Genomic DNA, 22,590 nt, shown 5'->3' on the forward strand with positions numbered 1-22,590 from the left:
AGTAAGGGGCTGTCATGTATACAACACTTTTCCTGAGTAACCGGACCCAGGCCGTCAGATTGCCTAAATCAATTTCCTTTCCGGCGGGCGTGAAACACGTCGAGGTTATTGCCGTTGGCAGAAGCAGGCTCATTACGCCAGCCGGAGAAAGCTGGGATAGCTGGTTCAATGATGAATGCGTCAGCGCCGATTTCATGAGCAGCAGGGAACAGCCCCCGGAGCAGGAAAGAGAAGGTTTCTGATGCTGAAATTCATGCTTGATACCAACATCTGCATTTTTACTATCAAGAACAAGCCTGAACACGTCAGAGAACGCTTCAACCTTAACACGTCCAGAATGTGCATCAGCTCCATCACCCTGATGGAGCTGATATACGGTGCGGAAAAAAGCCAGGCCCCGGAGCGCAATCTTGCCGTAGTTGAGGGATTTGTCTCCCGTCTTGAAGTCCTGGACTATGACGCTCAGGCTGCGATACATAGTGGTCAAATCCGCGCCGACCTGGCCCGTAAGGGAACGCCCGTGGGGCCATACGACCAGATGATTGCGGGGCATGCACGAAGCCGCGGGCTGATAGTTGTCACAAACAACATCCGCGAGTTCGAGCGTATTCCGGGTATACGTACTGAAGACTGGTGCTGATCTGAGCATCAGATATACCCTCCCGGCTCAAGGTCCTTTTCAGGCCCTCGGTAAACGTTGATGTTCACTTCTTCCCGACGCTGTCGCTCCGCGGGAGACAGCTCATCCTGCTCCGCCTGCCATTCCTCCCACGCCGCCATATCCACCATTTCACCGCTCTCACTGATGCCGGGCGGCAGCTGCTCAGCCTCTTCCGCCTTAGTCTTCAGCTCCGCCTCCACGCCGCCGGTGCCGGTGCCGGTGCCGGTGCCGGACGAATCTGCGACGGCTGCCGAAGCCGTTGCAGCGTCGGCGGTGCGGGTCATCGGAGACGGTTGCTGAGGTTGCTGTATCGGCTGCGGCTGCGGCTGGCCAGTAAGCTCTGCACCGGCCTCTGGCGCGATAACATCTGCATCCGGTTCGAAGAGCATGGCGATGCTGCGTGATTCGTCTTCGCGTGCGGCCAGGGCCAGGCTCAGGCGTGCATCCGCCTGTTCGTCCAGGGGACGCGGAATAAATTCCGGCGCCACCTTCGGGCGTGGCTGGTACTTCAGCGCCATCTTCACGGCAGGATAGGGTCCGGGAAGCGTGATGTAACAGGAGAGGTCAGGCAGCGTCTGGATGTCGGAGTAGCTCACCAGGGTGACGCGCTCCATGTCCTTGCCGACCGAGGTGCCGTCACGTACCGGATCCACACCGTAGGAATACTGCTCTGACGCTTTAAGAATTTCTTTCTCACCGATTTCACCGGCGGCGAAATCCGCAATGTTACGCGACGGCGAGCGGAAGAAGGCTCGGGTGTTCAGCACGTCGAACAGCGTCTCGGCCGGCTTTTGCCCGTAAATATCTTCCAGCTGGGCGTAGGACTGAATGCCGATGACGTAGCAGCCGCCGAACTTACGCGCCTCCGGCAGGATCTCAACCAGGTCCGGCAGCTTGTGCAGGGTCGGCAGCTCGTCGGCAAAAATCCACACTCTGCGGTTCCGGTTCTCTCCCATTGCCAGCAGGCCCCGGATGGCAATGGAGAGCCACATGGAGATAACCGGCTTCAGCGACGCATGGGTGTCAGCGTTGGAGGAGATGAAAAGCCAGCCGTTTTTGCCATCCTCACGCACGCCGCGCATCCAGTCGCGGATGGTGAACGGCTCGCCGTTGTTCTCGATGCCCTGCAGGTAGCGGATGGCCTTGACGTAGTTAGTCAGCACGGCACGGATGGAGATGGCCGTTTTCTCGATTTTCTCTTCCACCAGGTTCGCTGCCGGGGAGTTTTTCAGATACGAGCGCAGCTTCTCAATTTTAATGGAGAGCAGCGTGTCGACCAGCTTGCTGTAGCTGCGGTCCTTATCGTTGCGCATCAGATAGGCAGCCTCGGCAAAGATGGTGCGCCCTGAGCCCTGCCAGAAGGGGTCTTCCTTCGTGCCCATCGGGATAAGCGTGTTGGACACGTTGTCGAAGTCGGGCTGCGTCAGGCACTCCCGCCATAAATCCCAGGCCGCGCAGCGGGCATCCATCGGATTGAGGATTTTATCCGTTGCCGGGTCGTAGTAGCTTTTAACGAACTCGCAGGAGCGGTCGTAAACGATAACCATGTCGCCGCGCTGGCGGGCATAGTTCATCAGGCGGCGGATAACCTCGGACTTCCCGGAACCGACGGTACCGTGGAGGCAGAAATTCTGGATCTCCGAGTCCTTAATGAGCGGAAGCTCGCCAATTTTGATATCGGAGGCCACACCGTCGCGTTTGAGCATTTTCGCCACGCGTTCAGGCTCATCGCTCAGCTCACGCCCTCCGGTGGTTTCATCCTCGCTCTGCTGCCTGCCCCGGTGGCCCAGCACCCAGGTGGCGGTAAAGAACGTCACCACGCAGACCACGGCGCCGATGACGGCAGCCAGCAGGAAAGTGGCCCAGACCTGCCCCGCACACCAGACGAGGTATTTATCCTGCAGTACCTCAAACGCGTTGTACTTAAGCTCCTTCCCGTAATAGCGCACGGTATAGACCGGCTGGGATTTAAGGATATCGCGCATCGGCGACAGCGTCTGGCACCAGTAATACAGCATGCCGTTCACAAACGTCTGCCAGGAGAGCTTCACCCAGAAGGTCAGGACGACAATGATGGCAAAGAGAATAACGAGACAGTAAATAATGATGTTGGCGATCTGGCTGAACATACGGATGCGCATGCTCGCGATCTGACCGCCCTGGGTCATATCCTTGGCATTAAAACTCATAATATTCGTCCGGAATGAAAGTGAGGATTAAAGAAATTAAATTCACTGCAGTGCTGATAAGCATCACTGGCGCTGCGATTACTTATCCCGACAAAACCGAATGCTGGCCCCGGTGAAGCCCGGGAGCATGTTCCGGTTTAATTCGACCACGAATTCCGGCTGTGCCGGCAACGCTTCACGGCTGCACAAAGGATTTGCACAGTCGTTCAGCGTCTAGGGTAAAAGGCATGGTCAGTTAAGCGATTGGGTTGTGATCAAAGCAGCTGGGGATTGCCTGCCGGGGGACCTGGTCGACCCAGCAGGCAGGGTGCTGTTATTGTGCTTTAAAGGCTTTCACGATCTCGGTGAATGCCGAGAGTTGATAGCGAGAAACGTCCGCATTAAAGGAAAAAACCAACACAACAGATAGGAAAATCATTGCCATTGCATATAGCAATGCCTTCACTCCCCAGAACACTACCAATACGCAAAATGCCATGTTCAAAATCATATACAGCAACGCATACACTTTTATCTTGTTTTTAAATATGTTGACAATCTTCGACTTTTCGCGAAACGATTTAGGAATTGCAAGGATAAAACCTCTAGCATTCATTACGCCGAACAACATAATTACACCAATAAAAGAGCTAAAACCTACTGCGAATAGCGTACTTTCAAAGCCGCCACCACTTATACTGAAAGCTATTAATGGGCATAAAAACATCCATAACAGGATCAAAACCCCCGGTTTTGCACATTCCCAAAGACTAGGGATAGTGAGGGTGTCATTGCTCATAACCCTCCTAAGTTCATCTATTTCCTGTCGGATGACTTTTTGTGTAAGCATCATGCACCTCATTTTTTCTTTTTAAATTTATCCTGCATTTCTCGTGCTCGCTGAGTTAGTTCTTCCTGCGTAGCTGCACCCGAGATTAAATTTTGCTTTTCTTTCTCGTCAGAATATATTTTATTCTGTGTTGCTCGCACTTCAGCGTGATTCTCTTTCAGGCTGTCCTGCCGTGCGCTGATTTCGCCTGACTGTCCATCTATATTGTGACGGGTTTCCGCCTGTGAATTTTTATTTCCGCTTATCATTGTGTCTACTTTATCACCAACGTCATTAGCGATGCCAGCACTGGACGCATGGCGGTCAACTTCCTGGCTGTGGCTCGCATAATCTGCCCGGACCGCATCGGCATTGCCTCCTCCAGAAACAGCTCCCATCCCGCTGCCAGCAGCATCTCTGGCACTGACATAATGCGCATCCACGACAGGTGCTACCTGCTCATTCACAAATTCCCGCGCCAGCGCAGAACGCTGCGCTGCGACTTCCGGTGAGCCGGTATTGGTCAGGATCTCTTCGGCATTCTCCGGCGCGCGTTTCGCCACGAAGTTAGCAAACTGCTGGGTAAGATTCTCGCTCATCTGCCCGGACATAGTTTCGGTACGTGAGGCCATTTCCGCATATTCCTGGCTGCGGGTATGCGCATCACTGTACTGCGCGTAGCTGCTTTTCGCGCTGCTGAGCGACGCCGCCAGCTGGTCTACCCGCGAATCGGCATTGTTCTGGCTGTGGCTGCCGGATTCGCTGGTTTTCTGGCTGGTGAAATAGTCCATCCCCTGCTTGAAGTCAGACACCGCCTGGGCGCTGGCATCGTGGCGGGCGTCCTGACTGGCACGCGTTCCTGAGCTTGCTGAATGGCTGTCTTGATCTATACCATCTATGCTTGCTTTCCCTCCAGCTGCTACTTCAACAGTAGCGCCAGTACCTAAAACTTTAAATCCACCACTTGCCCTGCCAGTAAGTGATGCATGCAGTCCTGCTGATGTATTAACAGAAGACTGAGCCAGCTCCTGCGTGGCCTGGTCTTCGCTGATGTTGTTGGCTTTGGCATAGCTTTCTACGGCGCTGCGCATTTTGCTCGCCATCATGGACGATTGCCCGCCCTGCGAGCTGTCCGCTCCCCGGGTCATCGTGCTGCTGTTGCCACTCTGGCCGGTATACTGCTGCAGGGTATTCCAGGCACTGCTGATGCTGCTGTTAAACCCGCTCATTGCCGTCTGCGCCTGAGACTCAGACTCACGGGCCATCTGCTGCTGCGCACTCGCTATCTGGCGCGATACGTTGATATCCACCGGCAGTCTGGACATGGCCCCCGAGCTGTCCAGCACCGTGTCGCCGCCCCGGGTGCGGGTCGTCATTGCCCCATTCCCCAGCTGCTGACTCATTTGCCCAAACACCGTTGAGCTGTTGGTGTTCCAGTTATAGCCGCTCACGTTCTCGGTCTGCATGTTGGCATACGAATAGTTGCCATCCACAGCGCCAGAGGCGGCTGTGGCCGCAGGACTGATGGACGAAGAGGCCAGGTGACTGTAGAGATTTGAGAACCCTGCGCCCAGTCCTTTGAGCATGCCCCACGCCAGCGACGGAATGAGCATCGACAGGTAGCCTGCCGTGGTGGCGAGGTCGGAATATTTAATCTGCACCTGCGAGAGTTCGGACAGCACTACCGGCGAGCCGTTGGCTTTGGCGTAAAACGTCATGCAGCTGTTCAGGATGGCATACAGCAGCGGCCAGCTCTGCACCCACATGATGGCCAGCACGTAGCCTTTGAGCACGTTCAGGGTCACCGCATTGAACATCCCGCCCAATACCATCAGCGGGAACAGGCCTATCGTCAGCCCCACAATCAGCGTCTGCGACATCGGCAGGGAGCGCAGCGCCACCTGTCCGACGGTGGCATGCGCCAGCCGCTGTTTTTCCATCGACGAGGTGGTGGAAATGTTCAGCAGGCTTGAGGTGTCACCGTTGCGGGCCGCGTAGCTCATGATGCCGTTGCGTACCGCATTCATGGTGACGTTCTGACGCATGATTTGCGCGGCGCTCTGCCCCGCCCCGTAGAAGTAGCTGTAGCTGTCGCCCACCATCTGGCTGAACAGCGCATCCGGATTCGGACGGCCACCAAACGCCTGGCGCACGTAGTAACTCCAGGTCTTTCCGCCGGTCTGGGTATCGAGCGCCAGCTTCGGTTTGATAACGCTGGCCGCCTCTTCGCAGGTCAGGAACTGATTTTTGTCGTTAAACACGCCCCGCAGCGGGCTGGGCTTTGAGAAAATCAGCGTGTACGGATCGGGGCTGTTCATCAGGTCCTCCATGCTGTATTTCCTGTTCAGGAAAATATCGCCCATCACGCAGTTCTGAACGTAGTCGGTGAAAAGCGTGGTGATTTCCGGATTCTGCGACAGAAAGTCGGTGCTGCGCGACACCAGATTCGCCCCAAATATCATCCCGGTCTTGCTGTAGGTCACGCTGTCGGGCTGCGAAAACACCATCTCATAGCCCTGCACAAGGGCATAGCCGATTTTCGTGGTCAGGGACGCCGGCAGCGCCAGCCCGACCGGGACGTTGTCCACCTGGTAAACCCGCGTCAGGTCGCTGTTGTCCACTATCTGCACCGGCGTACGCACCCCGACCAGCAGCGACATCAGCACCAGCACTCCGGCCCAGCCCAACATATCCATCACGTTGTGGCGGCGTATCCAGTTCACCGCGACCAGGAGCACTGAAAACGCGATCGCCATGCGCTGTACCGTTGCCCAGCTGCTGCCGTTCATGAAGGTGACGATGGCGTTGAGGGTTCCCCGCAGCCAGTCACCGCCGGCAATGACGTAGATTTCCTGCATCAGCGCGCTCCCCCGAAGTGGTAATTATTCTGGTAGCGCTGCAGCATGCGGGCCGAGACCTGCTGGCGCATGTAGCTCATCTGCCTGTCCACAACCAGCAGCGCATCCTGCTGGACCTGGACCTGCGTCTGGAAGGACGCTATCTGGCGGGTCGCTTCGTTAAGGTTGTTGTTGATGGCCTCCATCACGGCCGGGTCATAGTTACCCGTGGCCACCATCGCCCGCGCCTGCTGAACCAGCTCCTGAATGTACTGCAGCAGGATGTCGTAGCCGATGTAGTCGGTCAGCTGATACACCAGGCTGTTCGACACGCCCAGCATCTGCGGGTCAATCAGGTATTTGAAAACCGGGATCGTGGTACTGGTGATGAAGCCCTTCTCTTTTTCGGTGAGCTTCTCATCGGTCACGGCCTTGTTCTGAATGCCGGCGAGGATGTCTTTGATCTGGTTTTTGAGGGCGTTTTTCTGGCTTATCGTGACGCTGGCATCGGCAACCACCTTCAGGCACTTGTCGCTGTCGTTGCAGTGGTACACCCGTGCCGTGCCGCCCTCCATCATGGCCCGGATAAGGTCGCGGTCGGTCGTCCTTGCCGGAAGCGGGGTGATGTTCCCCTTCTCGTCAAAGACCATCGTGCCGGTCAGGGTCATGATGAACTCCTTCAGCTCTTTATTTCCGTCAAACATGCGGTTCTTGCCGAGCGCATTCCAGATGACGTTGATATTCTTCGTTATGCGCTCTTTATCCTTATCACTGGCCTTATCACGCACCTTATCCATGCTGCCCCCCACCGTGCAGCCCTGCCGGGATGCCGCCCAGTCGGCAAACATATTGCTCTCCCCCGAGATGTCCTGGCAGACCTTCTGCTGGGAAACCTGCGTGCGCGGGAACAGCCCGCCCACAATGCCCTGCGCGGCCTGGCAGGAGCTGAGATTCATGCTGTTAATGTCGCTGGCCATCTTCTGCAGGAAGTCTTTTGCAGTCTTGATTTCCGGCACCGTGGTCTGCAGGGCAAGGTCAAAGAAGTAACCGGCCGAGTTTGACATGATCTGCTTGGCAAATCGCTGCAGCTGCTCGCTGTTGATGAAGCTGAACGAGCCCAGGTAGGCGTCGATACCCCCGCATCCGGCGTTAATGTCGGGCAGCGTCATCGAGACCAGCTGTACGGTTTTCACCTGGGTGCGGGCATGCATCGATCCGCCGGAGGCGTATCCTGCCGCCTGCCCCTGCCAGACCTGGGGCTGGCTGGTGTTGGCGTCGAAGCCCAGCTTATTAAAAAAGCTGTTCATATCGCTGTTCACATCGGCGCACGCGGCGGCGGAGCAGGCAAGAAGCACGCCGCCCAGAACCGTGCGCGGGCTGAATAAATTCATCATTTTCCGGCCCCCCGCATCTGCAGAACCGTATCCAGGCGGGCCATAAAACCCGGTTCGTCGGTGGCGCCCTGCAGCAGCGGCAGGGCCTCAAGCGTGTTGACGTTCACCAGAAACGTGGTGGGGGTCGCCACGGGCAGGTTGGGGAAGAAGGTTTTCATCACCTCCGGCGGTGCGGGTAGCGCGTCCGGAAAGGACGCGTCTCCCTGACCGTCGATGGTGTAGGCCATAACGCCGAATCCCACGCGTTCAGACAGCGACTTCAGCACCGGGTCGAATTTGTGGCAGTAGGGACACTGACCCTGCATAAACAGCACCACCTTCCAGTCGGCGAGGTTAACCTGGCGGCCGTTGCTCAGCCGGTACCAGACGGGCGGCTTCGCCGGACGCGGTTTTATCACCGGGCTTTGCTCCGGGGCGGGCGGGGCTTCAGCCGCGCGCCCCCCCTGCGGGTTCCAGAGCGTTCTGACCTCGTCGAGCGTTGCCGCCTGCGAAGCGAGGCTGAAAGCCGCGAGCGTGGTGACAAAAAGTGTCTGTCTACGGTTCATGGTGCTTGCTTCTCCCCGGCGTCGTGCGCTTTTTCAGCCTCACGGGCGTCGTCAATCCAGCGGTTAATAATGCGGTAGCCGCCCCAGAGCGCCATCGAGACGCCGATTATCTGCGCCAGCAGAACGGCCATCTCCGGCTCACGGCGGACCAGGCGGGACACAATGTAAAACCAGGCGCCAAGGCTCAGCACCCATAATCCGGGCACGTCAAACCCGGGCAGTCGAAAACGGAATATGCGCATGCGTACGCTCCCTGCGTCAGAAGTTGGGGGCAAAATCGGTGGAAACGTTGAGGAACTGCTTCGCCAGGTCGTCCTGGCTGATAAAGCCATACGAGACGGGTCTGATCGTCCCGCTTTTCGGATCGGCCAGCATCAGCGCCGGGAAGTGGCGGATACCCAGCCGGCCCGCCTGCCCCCCGTCCATCCGGGTATCCGGCAGCAGCGGATTCACGATGCCGTCGACGGATACCGGAATGACGCTGAGGTGATACGTCTCGCGGAAGTTTTTGACGACCTGAACCAGCTGGCCGTCAATCGGATCCTGCCCGCGGTAGAAGAACATCACCCCGTAGTGCTGAGCCAGTCCCTCAATGGCCCTTCGCTGGTCGGCAAAATCGGCCGCCAGCTGGTTGCGCACGGTGCCGTTGTAGTGGCTGTGCTGCAGGTTGTAGTCCAGCTCGGGATGCGCCAGCATGGCTTTTTTGGCGCTCATGGCGAACAGCCCGGCCTGCTGCGCCCAGAAATTTTGCAGCCGGAAATAGCGGGTGAAGCTTTCCACGCCCGGGTACAGGATGGCCTCAGACCTTGCCCGCGTTGTGGCCTGCTGCAGCGCGGCCAGCTTGCCCATGATGTCCGGCTGTGCAGGCGGTGCCACAGCCGCCGCGAGGTCTTCAGTTTGCCGCGTGCGGCTTTCGTTGTACCACTGCCAGCCGGCATCCTTCGCCAGCGCCGGCAGGCTGAGCAGCAGCGCGGCCGCCGTCAGGGAGAGTCGTTTTTTCATGTGCCCGCCTTACTTACCCTTAAGCTGAGTGGCTATCTGCTCACGAACGCGTTCCGTCAGCGCCCTGTTCTCGGGGATGCGCTGGTTTTTCTGCAAATCGTCAAAGAAGTCCGAGAAGTCGAGACGGTCGAAGCTGATTTTCTGCAGCTCATCCTGGGTGATACCCCGGCAGTCAGGGCTGCTGGCCGCCCCGAAGCCGATACGCAGCTGGCCATTGCGCCCCTGCAGCTGAACAATCCGGGCAAGCTTTGAGTCAAACTGGCAGTAGCCACGCTTCTTCTCCAGGCACACGCCCAGCACCTTTTTCGAGCAGAATTCCCCGACGCTGACCGTGAGTTTGTTCTCTTTGGCCTTGCCCAGCGCTTTCTCGTCGCTGCTGCAGCTCGCCAGCCCCACGTCCTGACCCCAGCCGCCGTCTTTACAGCAGTTGCTGAAGCCCGCCGCGAACTTTTTGCAGAACTTTGCGCTGCCCGTGAAGGCGCGGACGTCCACGCCATTGAGTGCGGCAACGTCCTTACCTGCCGCAGCCAGCGCGGCCAGAGAGGAGACGACGGGCGCAAAATCGTTATTTTTCCCCTGCTGCGCGCGCTCGCAGTCCCCGTCAAGGCAGAACGTGTCGCCGCCGCAGATCATCACCTTGCCGGCGGTGCGGGTCTCACAGGACCAGGTCGCATACTCATGGAGGCAGCCGCCGCCTTCGGCACTGAAGGCGCACTGCCGGGAGGAAAGCGTGCAGGCGGGGTTGTCGATATACTTTTTGCAGCTGCCGGCGTCTGCCGCCTGGGTCATCCAGGTATCTTTATACTTCCAGCACGCCTGAGTAACCGGGTAGGGCTTGCCTTCAATGACAATTGTTCTGGTGCTGCCCGGTTCGGTACACTCGGTTCTCTTCAGCGTGCCCTCACTCTTACTGAACGGGCAGCTTTCATTCCATTTCACCACCGGCTTTGGCGTATATCGCTCTGCTTCCATCGCTAACGTGACCTTCAGAACGTAGGTTCCGTTTTTCAGGTTGCGGACAAAGGCGTCGCGCCCGCTGTCATGGTGTCCGCTGGTGTTATAACGCATGAGCAGAGAAATCTTTTCACCCTTCGCAACCTGACGCACCGGGGTACTGAAGGCGTGCCGCTCATTGAGCTTTGTGCTCAGTGAGGCACCGGGAATTTTTACGGTGTAGTTAAACTGCCCGCCGTTGTAATTCGGCCTGGCCGGGAAACGCATGTCCAGCGTTCCGTTCCTGATGGTTCCCTTTTCGGGGACGATGAAGTCATACCGGACCCACCAGTCACTGAGATAAACCGGGCCTGATTTTGCCGGATCCAGTACCAGCTCCGTTTTGACCGTCTCCACCGAGCCGGTGACCTCAATGCTGGCCGAGCGGATGCAGGCCTGCTCAACCAGCAGGTCACGCTCACAGCTGTAGTTGGTGAACTCACTGCGGGTGATATTCTGCGCGTCGCACTGCAGCTGCCCGGTTTTACCGGTGATGGCGTCTGCCCGGGACTGGACGTCCTGGCTGGCCTTAATAAACGGCGCGTCGGGTGAGATGGCCTCCTTCGGGTTGTTGATAAACGAGTCGGTCACCGCCTTTGTTGCTTCGTTGCGGGTCCAGCCACTGCTACCGTCCGCTTTCAGCGCACCGTCGCCGGTCGACGTGACGCCGCCATAGTATTTTTGCGCCTCCGGCGTAGCGGTATAGCCGGGGATACTGGCCCCGGGGTTGAAGTTTTTCAGGCTGCTCTCCCCCTGCCCCTTCACCTGTTTCGCAAAGTCAGCACCGCCTTTGTACTGCGCACCGGCATCAGCAAGTGCATTCACGCCCGCCATCGGGGTGGTGAAAGCCAGCACCGACATCAGTATTGCTTTTCTCATCGGGTCTCTCCCCTGCTCAGCAGCCGCTGCGCCTCGTCCCGGCAGTCGCCCTTCTCCACCACCTTTTCAAGCGCCAGCTTAAGACGAAGATTGCCCCGGATGACGTCATGGCCACTTTCGCAGTACACCACCAGTGACGGCACGCTGGTTATCCCGTACTCGCGAAAGCGGGTCGGGTCGATGGCCACGCCGCTGGCTGAACCGTCCTGAACGAGCGCCATCACGGCGGTTGCCGTCGTTTTCATGTCGTTGTCCACCATACCCCGCAGGGTGGCGGGAATGTCGTAGCGGCGGGCCTCGGTCAGCATGCGCTTAAGCCCCGCCTGCGGGATAGCGAAGGAGACGAAATACAGGGCACCGTGGGTCGGTCTGTCCTGCTGAGCCTCATCCTGTTGCTGCTTCAGATCGCCGATAAAACGGGCGTCGTCGGCTGAAAGAGGGTTCTGACGGACCTGCTGCTCCAGCATCTGGCGCAGCGGCGTATTGTCCTGTTCCCTCAGCTGCTGGCTGAAAGACTCCTGCTCTTTAAGCCCCTGACGATTATCCGGTGTATTCGTATTGTCAGCGGCGGAAACGCTCGCACAAAACACACCCATCCCCCAGGCCAGCCCGGTTATTAATTTAATCATATTGCCCTCACGCTAATTAATGCTGCTGACGGGTTGTATTTACTGACTAACTCACTACCCACGAAATAAAACCGCAGAAAGTAAACACCGTCAGCCCGGCAAACGAATACAGCTGAGCTTTGTTATCCAGAATGAATGACAGCGCAAAAAATACAGCAACGCCGCACAGATAAACCCCCGAAGGAGAATGACCTGATAATATAAATCCCTGCGCCAGAACCAAACCAAAAATAATCGCAAGCAGGAGAAACGACCCGACACTCCCCCACCCAGGCTGCCGGTGGATTTTAATAATATCCCCCTCCTGCTCATACCGGGTGACAAGCTGTAAAAACCTCCGTATATCTTTTAACGTAGCGATCATGTGCTGAAGCTCGGCGACTGACGCTGCCCGGCATCCGTTTTCCCTGACCACCCTGAATTTCTCTTTGCGTAGCGCGTTGATAACAAAACTCACATGTCCAGGTGCCGGATAAAAGTTATGATTCAGCATCCACTGTATGTCTGAAAGATTGCGCTGCATAGCGACGGCGTGATAAAGGTGGGCGAACGGTCCACCGGACATACGACGAAAATTTTCATTCAACCTCTCGCGGATGCAGGCAAATTCATTTCCGTGGTCGCGGTTATACATGTATCATTTCCTTATCAGATTGCTCAGCGCTGGTATTTCACCAGGGAGCGGAGGCCCGAATGGCTGAATTTTTTATCCTGTTAATATTGCTGACTGTAGCTCTCCGCTTTCGCTTCAGAGACAATCATTATCTTTTTATAATACTGAGAAGACCCTTCTTTGCAGAACTGGCTTTATTGGCGCTGTCTTCAGCCCTGTGCTTGACGACACTGGAAAACCCCCACTATTTCGGAGCAAATGTTTTTACGCTATATCCCATGACGTTCTTATCAGTAGCTGCCTTCTGGGTTTTATCTTACTTTGCTTCGTCATCAATGTTAAAAACAACAGTTCCCGATATGTTGCTAACGCCCTTCTTATCGAGCTTGCGGATAGATATTAACCCCAGATACATTGAAACCCTGCCTTCAACCGGTTCTCCAGAAGATATTAGTGATAAAATTGCAGGGGATATCAGCCATCTTATGAGTATGCTTCCCAGTAAAACCATCGTATTCGAGTCGCACCTGTTAAGAGCGGGACTGCGCGATTGCTTAAGTAAGAGTCTGAGAGAAAGAGAAATAGCATTTACCGTTAAAGAAAGAAAAACTCACCTTCCTGAAGCAATGGTCCTGAATCTGAGATATGGCGGTAAACACGTTATCGTTTTTTTACATACTTAAAGCATCCCAACGGATTCAAGGTGCATCGCAACGGGGGGGCCTTCAAAATTTACAACTATAAGACTGGATCATGAATCGATCACGTGTTTACCAGGATATATAACGGTATACAGCTGTAAAGGCTCCAGAATATCCCGACCGGATCTTTGATCCAGAGGCTGACACCCGCAGTCACGCCGGGAAAGCATGCCACCATGACTGAACACAACGGAAACGACCCGCCGGCCCACGACACCAGCCATAACACCAGAAATGCCGGAACGATCGCCAGAACCGACACTGCTGTCGATGCCCGCGAAGACGTCCATTTCCGGTAAATCCAGCATTCTTTCAGTATGCAGCTGACCCGCCCGAGCAAATCAACCAGCCTCTCCAGCTCGCTCACCGCCGCGCACCGGTGCCCGGAAAGCTCCGCCACGCGCATTTTTGTCAGCCACAACCCCGCACCGAGCGCGTTAATTCTTTCAGGGCGGGGGAGGATGCCAAAACGCAGCCGGGCAGAGATGGAATTAAACGCAGCACAAAAGCTGCTCATGCCGTCCAGCGAGGCCAGAGGCGCGGTCTTCAGCGACTGACAGACCTGGTCTGTCGACGTTTTCAGAAAAACAAAATTTTTGTGCATGAACCACCGCCTCAGGTTATAAAAATACGCAGTTGCGCTTGCGCCACAACAGGTAGCCGTAGTTTTTCCTCGTGTTCGGCGGGTTGCGCCCCGTCTCCCAGCGCATCACGGTCCGGCCGAAGGGATGGCACTGCGCCACGTCCGGATACATATTCACCATCTGATAGCGCCAGCGCGTTTTGGGAATAATGGGGGACGGATACTCGAAGCAGACCTTCTTATCGACGCCGATACTCTCCATTATCTGCCCCTGCCGGTGCAGCTTGAACGCCATGCGCTCGCTGACCAGAACCGAAGACTGCAGCGGGCTGGACTCATTGCTGACCCAGCCATTAAAGGGATACATTGAACCCTGCGAACCGGCGCACCAGAACAGCGGGTCGAGCGCCATACCCGCTGCGCCCGCCAGCGCGTCGGCGGCACATGCACCCTGCGCGATGGGGTTGGCAAAAATGACCGCCTCCGGATTCAGAATGGAGGTCAGGGCGCTGTCACCCCATGTCGGATCGATTTCAGACAGGTATCCGATATCAAGATCGCCGCCCTGCAGGCACCCGAGAGAAGTGATGATATTCAGCCAGTACGTCAGCGGGTATTTGTACCAGTGCACGTGGTAGAACGCGCCGCTGACCTGTTTGTCATCCTTTCTGGCGGTGCCCATCCCCATTTTCCCGAGATTGATGGTGAATCCGCCGAGGTTCACCATGCAGCCCGGAGAACGCGCCACGTCGGTCATGGCCATCGGCTCCCAGTACCCTATTGCCAGCCCGACGCGCACCAGCGGCGTCATCGGGCAGATCTGGATGGGGCTGGCGGGGTTGGCCGTGTCCGGTAAATCGCCGCCGGTGACTTTTGTGCTGCCGAGCGACAGGGGAAACATGCAGCGCCAGCAGATATCGGTGATCGGATTGACGAAACGCCCTTCGCAGGCGGCGTCCGCCGCCGCCGCCGTGTGGCTGTTGCCCCACAGAGTCAGCCCGAACAGCAAAGCAGTCAGGATTTTCACCGGGCACCTCCCTCATCATGCTGCGTCATTTCCGGCGGAATCACCTCCACCTTCAGTCGCATCCCGCTGGGTGCCGCCGTGACGCGGGCCGGAACCTCGCTGATGGCGAAGCGGGCCGTCAGCGCGCCGTTCTGGTCGAAGAAAATGCGGCTGTCGAGCTTCTCCGACGTCTCCGGGATGTTGCCCTTCACCAGAATAATGCGGGTTATCAGCGTCAGCGGCTTCTGGCGTGCCGCCCAGGCCACCTGCTCCGCGTCGTCACCGTCAATGAACAGCAGGGTTTCATTAAAGGGCACCACGCTCAGGGGATTAAAGACCTCACCGGCCCGGGCAAACACCCGGCCCTCATGGTCTGACAGGCCCCTGTCCAGGCGGATACTCGGGTCAAACCAGCGGCTCCCGTAGCGCACCGCGCGGGTTATCCCCTCCACGGCCGGCGGACGCTGGCTGTTGCGCACCACGCGGTCTTTGAACGCCGTCATCTTTTGGTCCATCTCGCCAGACTGCTGCAGCGCCTGCAGCCGGCTTTCGATAACAGTCAGCATATCCGGCTCCGCCACCGGCCAGAGATCGCCCCACGTCCCGAGGTCAGCGGCCGTCACGCTGCCGGTCAGCAGCGTCAGGCCCAGGGCAAGAGCGCGCATCACGTTCCCTCCTTCATCCGGCGGGCCACGTCCTTCTGGATGTCGCGCGTGATATCCGGCGCCCCCTGCACCACAGCAGGTGCGACAAGGATGAGGGCACGATGGCGGACCTGCCAGTCCCGGAGGCTGGCCTCCAGTGACGCGTTAAAGCGGTCTGAGAGTGCTTTTGCCTGCTCCTCATCCAGCGACCGGCGCGTGGTGCTTTCAAAGAAGGCATCCACCGTGGATTTCATGTTGAAGGCCGCAACCACAGGACGGTTCAGCCAGCAGGTAAGCCAGCTGATGCCGGCGCTGGCAATGAGCGTGCCGGCAATCAGCGCGACAGTGACGAGCGTGTTTTTTTTCATGAGATCGTTCTCCCTTCATGCTCCTGAAGCCAGCGCTCGAGCGAGGCCATTTCCGGCCCGGACTTCTGCCAGGCCAGCTCCCAGACGGCTTCGTGGATGGTCAGCCCCTCCCGGCGGCGACGCTGCACAAACTCAAAGTCCGCCCCGTCTGACGAATACATTGCCCGGCTGAGCGGGTCGACAAACAGCCGGTGCCAGGAGGTCAGGTGCTCCACCGACAGCATAAAGCTGCTGAACCACTGCTCTTTCGCATCGCCGAAGCGGGCGATCATGTCGCGCTGCATCTGTGAATACTGATCCGGATAAAGCTGGTTGTACTTGGCGAACTCCTTGGCCGACTGCTTGAGGATGATTTTGTAAGAGGAGTTACCCCACGCGGCGCGGGCCGCTGTAGAAGCCGTTTCTGAGTCAAAGTCGACGATATTCTGCGTGATGGTGATGTACGACCCCGTATGGCGGCGGGCGGTGCGGTAGCCCTTTTCAATAAACGCCCCGACCTTGTTGTTTTTAAAGTCGAGCAGGCGCCAGCCTTCATCAATCACGTTGAGTTTTTTCAGGCTGCGCGGCGTGCGGTACATGCGGTTTTCGATGTAGAGAATGAGGGAAAACATCACCGCCACCAGAAGGGACTGCCGGTCCTCCAGGCCGCCCAGCTCCAGCACCACCATCCGGGCCTCGTCCTTCAGGGACGGCTCGTCGGAGTTGAAGTAGCTGCCGTACACGCCGTCACGGGTATACTGGGTCAGCAACACCACCATCTCATCAAGGCGGCTGCGGATGGTCGGGGAGCCGCTGTACTCCTCGCTGTCGCGCGCCATGACCAGATAGTCCACGACGTCGTCGATGCGCGCGCGGTTTTTCTTCGCAAGCCAGGTGGCCTTCACCGCCTTGAGCAGCAGACCTTCATGCACCTCGTCCAGGTTGCCGTTGGGGCTGGCCATCACGGAGAGCTGGTCGCGCAGGCGTTCGGCCATCTCGTCGATGTTATCGTCGGTGATGTTGGCAAACGGGTTGAACTTGAGCGTTTCGCCGTCCAGATACACCCCGCCCATGTTCTCGCACAGCGACTTGTAACCATCCCCCATATCAAACACCACGGCAAAGCCACCGGAGTCGATAACGCTGCGGATAAGCGGCTGGATCAGGCCCGTTTTGCCGGCGCCCGAGGTGCCGCAGACCGCCATGTTGAAGTTGGTGTTGCCCATTCCCCGGCTGAACAGGTCAATGAATGCCAGCTGGTTGCGGTAGGTGGGTGCCAGCAGGCCGGAGCTGGCCAGCGGGCTGTCAGCCACCACCGGCAGCAGGTTGGCCACGTTAAAGCTTTCGGCACGCTGCACGACGCCGGACGCCTTCAGCTGCTTAAACAAACCGCCGCCGGCGGTGAACGGCAGGTTAGCCAGGAAGTTACGCATCTGGTTAAACCGCGGAGAGATGAGCTCGAATCCGTTTTTACGAAAGCTGTTCAGCACGTCCTGCTCGACGTTAAGCGCCGTTTCCTGCTCATCGCGGCAGAAAACGGTGATGTTCAGAAAGTAGCTCACCAGTGACGACTGGCCCGAGGAGAGTCGCTGGCGCAGGTCACCCCACTCCTTCGCCTCCTGCACCACGCCGGGGAAGAATTTGGCGTAGCTGTTTTTGGATTTTTTCTCCAGGTCGATAAACTTCAGGTTGGCCTCGTTCTGCGACTTCACCTGGTCTTCAACCGACAGAATAAGGGTCAGAATAAACGGGCTTGAGATGGACAGCTCCGGACTCAGCAGGTTGCTGTAGTTGTCGGCCATATTCCATAAAAATGCCAGCTCCGGGTTGCGGGTCAGCTGAAAGTTCATGATGCGCGCCGCGCTGTTTTTCCCGTTTTCACGCAGGCCCAGCGTCATGTGGTCCGCCTTCACCTTCAGGTCAAAGCCGTCGTCCACGCACTGATAGTTCAGGTCCTTGAGCGGGTCGAGCTCGCGATCCCTGCCGTAGAGCGCGTCCGGATTGTGGTTCACCATTTCCGCCACGATGCGAATAAACGCATCGGCATCAACGCTCCGGGTTACAATCTGCGCGCCCTGCAGGGACGCACGGATGATTTTCACCTGGTTCTCCAGCTCCATTACGCTCGCCTGGCTGCCCCGCCTGCGCGGCACGCAGCAGGAGAAGTAGACGTGGTAATTGCGCAGCGTCAGCGGCAGATTAAGATGCTCGGGAAGGGGAAAGCCCTCCTCAGCCGCTTTCAGATAATAGGCGCGGGTGATGGCGTTGAACCTGCCCGCCTCCTCGCCGGTCCAGGACAGTTCGCGCAGGCCGTACTGAATGTCCTGCCCCACCAGTGGGCTGGACACCAGGTGAATGGCCAGCGGCACTTCCCGGGTCAGCTTGGTGCGCATCAGGTTTTCGAGCGACGCGACGATGGTCTCATTCGCCCCGTTGATGGGCTGAGCCTCCAGCATAAACCCCATCGTTTTGTCATTCATGAACAGCCCGGTCCGGGCGTCATAATCACGGTAGGGCAGCAGCCTGCTGAACTGCGGAAAGTTCATCTGTCCGAGAATGTCATTCGCCTTCGCGGAATCATCGGGCATTTTCAGCGCGGTAACCAGCGCGTTGACCGTGCGGGTTACTGCATCCATCGGGCTACTCATGGCGTCCGTCCTTTTTTGCACTCTGCGACCCTCAGAGCGCAGTTCTCACTTATCGCCCTGGCGAACGCCTCACCCGCCCCGCCGCTGTACTGTTCCCGGCGCTGGCTGACATCAGCACGCGCAAGAAACACCTGTAACATCTGAGCGCAGAAAACCGTCTTACCGCCTCCCGTGCAGCCCGGGACCCTAACATTGCCCTGCTCAGTGATTGCTTTACTCATCGTTCACCTCAGATACTGTTTTTTCCGGATTCCCAGAACCCGCTGGCATTCCGTACAGGTACGCACGCCCGGGATGGCCTGCTGCCGTCCGGCGGGTATGGCATTACCGCAGCGCTCGCACAGGGTAAGGCTCACTCCCTGCCGGCAGCACTGCTGCCGGACGGCCTGAATATGCAGCTGGTTCAGCAATTCGTACTGCTCCTGCAGAAGATCGGGTTCGTCTGCCATCAGCGCTCCCTGGTCGCACCGTCCTGACACGCTACCGCCCATCCCTTTTCACGTTTCAGGGCACGCGTGAGAACGACAGATTTTTCAAAAACGGGCGCCACACGCGGTGGCGGCTCAGGATTCAGTTAACGCGCGGGGTTCCCCACGCTGACGGTTTAACCACAAAAAACACCCGGGTCGGCTGGTGATAAACGTCCTGCGTGTCGATATAGGGCGCGATCCAGAGCCCTGCCGTCTTTTCGCCCACGCGTAGCGGGCGCGGATCAACGATTCTGTCGTAGGCTGAAGGCGACGCCGGCAGCGGCGGGTAGCCGGCAGGCGCAGCGGACGGCGCGGTCAGTGCCGCGGTGCGGATAAACGGCCCATTCTGACGCGGTACATTCGTGGACGCCCCGGCGGGGGGCGTTACTGGCGCGGCCAGTGGCTGCGCGGAGACGGTGCGGAAGTTCCCCTCAGCCAGCCGAGGCAGCGCGACCGCATCCGGCTTTGCGCCGCTGCCCTCTTCCAGCCTTTTGGCCTTTTCGTTCGCCTGTTCGATGGTGATACAGGTATCTGACGTGGTGGCATTACACTCAAAGTCGCCGGACGTTCCGGCACAGCCCGACAGGGCCAGGATGCTGCCCAGGGTCAGCGTGAGTAGCGGTATCTTGTTCATGTACGGTTCCTCATTGCGCGATTACTGTGCCCCTGCGCCGGGCATAAACTGATTCGGGTTAATTTTCCCCAGCTGCCGGAGCATCTGGTCGGTGTTCATGCCGTTCATGTTGCCGGGCAGGGAGGGCGGCGGCACAGGGCTGCTGCCTTCCCCCTCTTTTCTGGCCTGCGATGCATCCTGCGCCAGCTCTTCAATGGTTTTCAGCTGGAATCCGTCCTGGAACACCACGGTGACCTCATTGCCCGCCCCGATGGGTATGACCGGGTGGTACTGCTCCGCGCGCTTGATGTAATAGTCACCGAGCGTCTGGGCGGCTTTCGATGCCCCTCCGCCGATGCCCATTTTCAGAACATCCCCGGCCCCTATCGCCGCGGTGGCTCCCAGCCCCACTGCCGGCTGTGAGGCGGTCTGCGCCCCCTGCCCGATGCCGTCCACGAAGCCGGCACCCCACGCCCAGCCCAGAATTTTGCCGTTGCGCATCACCACCTCGCCCTTGATGCCGTTTTTGCCCATGAAGCTCACGTGCCCGGCAATCGGCTGATCGATGGTGACGCCGTGCTTGAGGCAGCTGATGCTGCGCGTGCGAACGATGGCCCTTTCACTGGAAACGTCACCCCAGGCCTCCAGGCCGACAAAACAGCCGGTCAGGTCGTAGGTTTTGCTGTTGGGCATCTCAACCCGTCCGATAAGGCGCACCTGCATCGGCACGGTGGACTCGTTCCCGGTAACGGACGCGTTAGCGTCCGCCCCTTCAATCAGCATCGATTTGGCAAAGCTGCCGGAAGGGATATACGGCAGAGAGGGGCCTTTTTTCCCGTCGCCGTAGCTGAACGTTTTACGCTGCACCTGGTTTGGCACCGGTATGGACTGATAGCTCACCTGCGGCGGTGGCGTCGCGCCATTGCCGGGATAGAACGCCGTCGGCGGGGGGACCGCGCCCCCGCCCTGCGGCGGGAAGCCCACGGGCTGCGGCTCACCTTCCGGACCCGGCGGCGGTGACGGCGGCTGCGGAGCCGGTTCGCCCGATGCGGTGACCGGCTTCGCCCCCAGCGCACTCACCTGCGCGGCCAGCGCCGCGTTCTCGCCGCTGAGCCGGTCAATCTGCCGCTGGTAGTCGGACTGCCCCTTGCTGACCAGCTCCAGTTCGCGGCGCATGGCATCGTACTGCTTCTGCATGCTGGCGGCGGTCGCCTGCATTTCGGTGGTCGCATGCTGCTGCACCTTCTGGTCAAAGGTGCTGTCCACCACGCCGGTCATGTCCGGAGCGGGCTCGTCCGCCACGGAAGGCGCTGCGCCCTCTCCGTTGCGGGCTTCCGCCAGATACCAGCCTCCGCCACCGACCACGCCGACCGTGGCGAGCACAATCCCCAGCCAGACAAACTGCTTACGTTTTACAAGCGCATTAATACTGGCCATCCGCCGCCTCCCCGCTGCTGATGATGAAGACCTGCAGCGCCCCTCCCGCCATCAGCTGACGGGCAGGCACGGCGAACAGCACCCCCCGGATGCCCGGCTGCCAGAAATCACTCTCCTTCAGGCTACGGTCGGCGGCGGTGCCGTTGGTGACGCGATAGCTCACCACTTTGAGATGGTTACCCACCCAGACGCGCTCAGCGCGGGCAGTAAGGCCTGCGGGAGGGGTCAGGATTTCGTTCGTCTCCGGAATGCTCTGCCAGCCGGACGGCAGTTTTCCGCCGAGCAGGTGCTGGCTGAGGGACACCAGCGTGGCCTCATAGGGGGAAGACTCTTCCCAGGTGCGCGCTGCCTCACCGGTGCCGGAAAGCTCACTCACGAGACGTATCGTCCGGCCCACGCCCGCACGGGGCACCGCCTGCACGGAGAAGTTCAACCCACGCTCCGTTTCCAGGATAAAGGTGAAGGGTTTTTTGTTGAGGGTGCTGACAATGACGCCGCCGCTGGCCGTCTGCTCCTGGCGGGTCAGCTCACCGTCGAGGCTGGTCAGTGCGGTCACGCGGTCGCCCGCCACGGTGAAGAGGTTGGGGTCGGTGTTGCTGACGGCGATACTCGCCTGCCCCCCGTTTGCCAGCGGCACGACGGTCGCGGATACAGCCGCCGGCGCTGCCGCCGTGTGCCCGGTGACCAGCATCAGTAATGCGGTCAGCGTCTTGAGGCTATTTTTGTTCATCGCTGATTTCTCCGAAGTGAGCCAGCCAGCTGACCCCGTCCTGACGTTCAAACTGCAGGACGTACTGCTTCAGCTCAGGATAGGGTCTGGAATCGCCAATCCAGGTTTTGAGCTGTCCGCGCACGTCCACGCGGCTGCTGGCCGGATACACCTTCACGCTGGTCATGTAGAAGGAGGAGTTCACGTTGTTGTCCTTGATACGCGTGGCGTCTTCCGCCAGCCTGATTTTCAGTGCGTTCTGGGACGCCGGCCGGACGTAGGTCAGCAGCTGCTCGTGAGAGGCATCCACGGTTTCCGGCGTGACGTTAACCCGCAGGGCGATGAGCGAGAGGGCCATTTGCTGCAGGTATGACGCATCGGCCTGATTCTGTGACACGGCGAACGGTGCGTTGTAGAGCATCGGCGTCACCGCCACCTTTTGTTCATTCTGCAGGCGGTAGTTGTTAATCCCCTGAATGACGTTAGTGCTGAGGCTCAGCAGCAGCAGTGTTCCCAGCGAGAGAAATCCGATGGCGATAACGCGCTGTGTACTGAGGCGTGCTCCATGATCCATGTGAATAATCCTGTCTATTTGATCCACTGCCGATAGCAGGAGTCCGGTACGTCGTGGAAAATGCCCCTCAGCAGGGAGGTCGGCATATACCAGTAGACCAGGTCCCGCAGCCACGTACTGCCACGCCCTTTTTTCAGTTTTTTAATAGCCAGATAGGCCAGTACGCCCGCGACAATTCCCAAAAGGTAGTGCTGCGACCATATCCCCCATCCCAGGCAAATGATGGCGGGGATCAGTTCGTCCACGGGCAGACGGCTTTGTTGATTAAATCGAACTTTTGCTGAGTTGAAGGATCAGATCACACATCC

24 protein-coding genes are annotated in these 22,590 nt (G+C 58.4%); 3 read left to right on the top strand and 21 right to left on the bottom strand.

The window, feature by feature from the left end; genetic code table 11:
• Nucleotides 1–14 precede the first annotated feature (14 nt).
• On the top strand, nucleotides 15–242 hold the full coding sequence (vapB, locus tag QLG07_RS05380) for a toxin-antitoxin system antitoxin VapB (protein ID WP_282468685.1): 228 nt from the start codon (nucleotides 15–17) through the stop codon (nucleotides 240–242).
• The gene (gene vapC / locus QLG07_RS05385; RefSeq protein ID WP_048918034.1) at nucleotides 242–640 is read left to right on the top strand and encodes a tRNA(fMet)-specific endonuclease VapC; all 399 of its coding nucleotides are present in this window, start codon (nucleotides 242–244) and stop codon (nucleotides 638–640) included. Before vapB ends, vapC begins: the two co-directional genes overlap by 1 nt.
• 8 nt (nucleotides 641–648) lie before the next feature.
• Here the strand turns inward: vapC and traD are convergent, their stop codons facing one another.
• The 10 genes from traD to QLG07_RS05435 form a co-directional block, all read right to left on the bottom strand.
• Entirely contained in the window at nucleotides 649–2,850 is a 2,202-nt protein-coding gene (traD, locus tag QLG07_RS05390) for a type IV conjugative transfer system coupling protein TraD (protein ID WP_282468686.1), read from the bottom strand.
• A 313-nt stretch (nucleotides 2,851–3,163) separates the two neighbouring features.
• Nucleotides 3,164–3,628 carry a hypothetical protein gene (locus tag QLG07_RS05395; protein ID WP_282468687.1) on the bottom strand — a complete coding sequence of 155 codons (465 nt, stop codon included), beginning with the start codon at nucleotides 3,626–3,628 and terminating at the stop codon, nucleotides 3,164–3,166.
• Nucleotides 3,629–3,687: 59 nt separating this feature from the next.
• Nucleotides 3,688–6,516, bottom strand: a complete 2,829-nt coding sequence (gene traG, locus QLG07_RS05400; RefSeq protein ID WP_282468688.1) for a conjugal transfer mating-pair stabilization protein TraG — start codon at nucleotides 6,514–6,516, stop codon at nucleotides 3,688–3,690.
• Nucleotides 6,516–7,886 (bottom strand): conjugal transfer pilus assembly protein TraH, encoded by a 1,371-nt coding sequence (gene traH / locus QLG07_RS05405; protein WP_282468706.1) that lies wholly within the window; start codon nucleotides 7,884–7,886, stop codon nucleotides 6,516–6,518. The genes traG and traH overlap by 1 nt, the downstream gene beginning before the upstream one ends.
• Nucleotides 7,886–8,434 (bottom strand): type-F conjugative transfer system pilin assembly thiol-disulfide isomerase TrbB, encoded by a 549-nt coding sequence (gene trbB, locus QLG07_RS05410; protein ID WP_282468689.1) that lies wholly within the window; start codon nucleotides 8,432–8,434, stop codon nucleotides 7,886–7,888. Before trbB ends, traH begins: the two co-directional genes overlap by 1 nt.
• The gene (gene traQ / locus QLG07_RS05415; RefSeq protein ID WP_282468690.1) at nucleotides 8,431–8,676 is read right to left on the bottom strand and encodes a type-F conjugative transfer system pilin chaperone TraQ; all 246 of its coding nucleotides are present in this window, start codon (nucleotides 8,674–8,676) and stop codon (nucleotides 8,431–8,433) included. Before traQ ends, trbB begins: the two co-directional genes overlap by 4 nt.
• A 16-nt stretch (nucleotides 8,677–8,692) precedes the next feature.
• Complete coding sequence (traF, locus tag QLG07_RS05420; protein ID WP_282468691.1) at nucleotides 8,693–9,436, bottom strand: type-F conjugative transfer system pilin assembly protein TraF; 744 nt, start codon at nucleotides 9,434–9,436, stop codon at nucleotides 8,693–8,695.
• 9 nt (nucleotides 9,437–9,445) lie between these two features.
• The gene (gene traN / locus QLG07_RS05425; protein WP_282468692.1) at nucleotides 9,446–11,308 is read right to left on the bottom strand and encodes a type-F conjugative transfer system mating-pair stabilization protein TraN; all 1,863 of its coding nucleotides are present in this window, start codon (nucleotides 11,306–11,308) and stop codon (nucleotides 9,446–9,448) included.
• Entirely contained in the window at nucleotides 11,305–11,904 is a 600-nt protein-coding gene (gene trbC, locus QLG07_RS05430) for a type-F conjugative transfer system pilin assembly protein TrbC (protein ID WP_282468707.1), read from the bottom strand. The genes traN and trbC overlap by 4 nt, the downstream gene beginning before the upstream one ends.
• Before the next feature lie 79 nt (nucleotides 11,905–11,983).
• Nucleotides 11,984–12,571 carry a hypothetical protein gene (locus QLG07_RS05435; RefSeq protein WP_282468693.1) on the bottom strand — a complete coding sequence of 196 codons (588 nt, stop codon included), beginning with the start codon at nucleotides 12,569–12,571 and terminating at the stop codon, nucleotides 11,984–11,986.
• Nucleotides 12,572–12,630: 59 nt separating this feature from the next.
• On the opposite strand from QLG07_RS05435, the gene QLG07_RS05440 reads away from it, so the two are divergent.
• Nucleotides 12,631–13,233 (top strand): hypothetical protein, encoded by a 603-nt coding sequence (locus QLG07_RS05440; protein ID WP_282468694.1) that lies wholly within the window; start codon nucleotides 12,631–12,633, stop codon nucleotides 13,231–13,233.
• 79 nt (nucleotides 13,234–13,312) lie between these two features.
• On the opposite strand, the gene QLG07_RS05445 is transcribed toward QLG07_RS05440, so the two are convergent.
• From QLG07_RS05445 to traL, 11 genes are all read right to left on the bottom strand, one after another.
• Nucleotides 13,313–13,855: a hypothetical protein gene (locus QLG07_RS05445; protein WP_282468695.1), complete on the bottom strand. Its 543-nt coding sequence runs from the start codon at nucleotides 13,853–13,855 to the stop codon at nucleotides 13,313–13,315.
• Between the two features lie 16 nt (nucleotides 13,856–13,871).
• On the bottom strand, nucleotides 13,872–14,852 hold the full coding sequence (traU, locus tag QLG07_RS05450; RefSeq protein WP_282468708.1) for a conjugal transfer pilus assembly protein TraU: 981 nt from the start codon (nucleotides 14,850–14,852) through the stop codon (nucleotides 13,872–13,874).
• A 5-nt stretch (nucleotides 14,853–14,857) separates the two neighbouring features.
• Nucleotides 14,858–15,505 (bottom strand): type-F conjugative transfer system protein TraW, encoded by a 648-nt coding sequence (gene traW, locus QLG07_RS05455; RefSeq protein WP_282468696.1) that lies wholly within the window; start codon nucleotides 15,503–15,505, stop codon nucleotides 14,858–14,860.
• Nucleotides 15,505–15,852, bottom strand: coding sequence for a type-F conjugative transfer system protein TrbI (gene trbI / locus QLG07_RS05460; RefSeq protein WP_282468697.1), 348 nt, complete (start codon nucleotides 15,850–15,852; stop codon nucleotides 15,505–15,507). Before trbI ends, traW begins: the two co-directional genes overlap by 1 nt.
• Nucleotides 15,849–18,479, bottom strand: coding sequence for a type IV secretion system protein TraC (gene traC, locus QLG07_RS05465; RefSeq protein ID WP_282468698.1), 2,631 nt, complete (start codon nucleotides 18,477–18,479; stop codon nucleotides 15,849–15,851). Before traC ends, trbI begins: the two co-directional genes overlap by 4 nt.
• A 224-nt stretch (nucleotides 18,480–18,703) precedes the next feature.
• Nucleotides 18,704–18,928 (bottom strand): TraR/DksA C4-type zinc finger protein, encoded by a 225-nt coding sequence (locus tag QLG07_RS05470; protein WP_282468699.1) that lies wholly within the window; start codon nucleotides 18,926–18,928, stop codon nucleotides 18,704–18,706.
• A 121-nt stretch (nucleotides 18,929–19,049) separates the two neighbouring features.
• Nucleotides 19,050–19,583 (bottom strand): type IV conjugative transfer system lipoprotein TraV, encoded by a 534-nt coding sequence (gene traV / locus QLG07_RS05475; RefSeq protein ID WP_282468700.1) that lies wholly within the window; start codon nucleotides 19,581–19,583, stop codon nucleotides 19,050–19,052.
• Between the two features lie 21 nt (nucleotides 19,584–19,604).
• On the bottom strand, nucleotides 19,605–20,999 hold the full coding sequence (gene traB, locus QLG07_RS05480) for an F-type conjugal transfer pilus assembly protein TraB (RefSeq protein WP_282468701.1): 1,395 nt from the start codon (nucleotides 20,997–20,999) through the stop codon (nucleotides 19,605–19,607).
• Entirely contained in the window at nucleotides 20,986–21,690 is a 705-nt protein-coding gene (gene traK / locus QLG07_RS05485; RefSeq protein WP_282468709.1) for a type-F conjugative transfer system secretin TraK, read from the bottom strand. Before traK ends, traB begins: the two co-directional genes overlap by 14 nt.
• A 25-nt stretch (nucleotides 21,691–21,715) precedes the next feature.
• Nucleotides 21,716–22,282 carry a type IV conjugative transfer system protein TraE gene (gene traE / locus QLG07_RS05490; RefSeq protein WP_048918017.1) on the bottom strand — a complete coding sequence of 189 codons (567 nt, stop codon included), beginning with the start codon at nucleotides 22,280–22,282 and terminating at the stop codon, nucleotides 21,716–21,718.
• Between the two features lie 14 nt (nucleotides 22,283–22,296).
• Entirely contained in the window at nucleotides 22,297–22,533 is a 237-nt protein-coding gene (gene traL / locus QLG07_RS05495; RefSeq protein ID WP_282468710.1) for a type IV conjugative transfer system protein TraL, read from the bottom strand.
• Between the last annotated feature and the right edge of the window lie 57 nt (nucleotides 22,534–22,590).

The organism is Erwinia sp. V90_4 (assembly GCF_029967685.1).
Classification (GTDB): Bacteria; Pseudomonadota; Gammaproteobacteria; order Enterobacterales; family Enterobacteriaceae; genus Erwinia; species Erwinia aphidicola.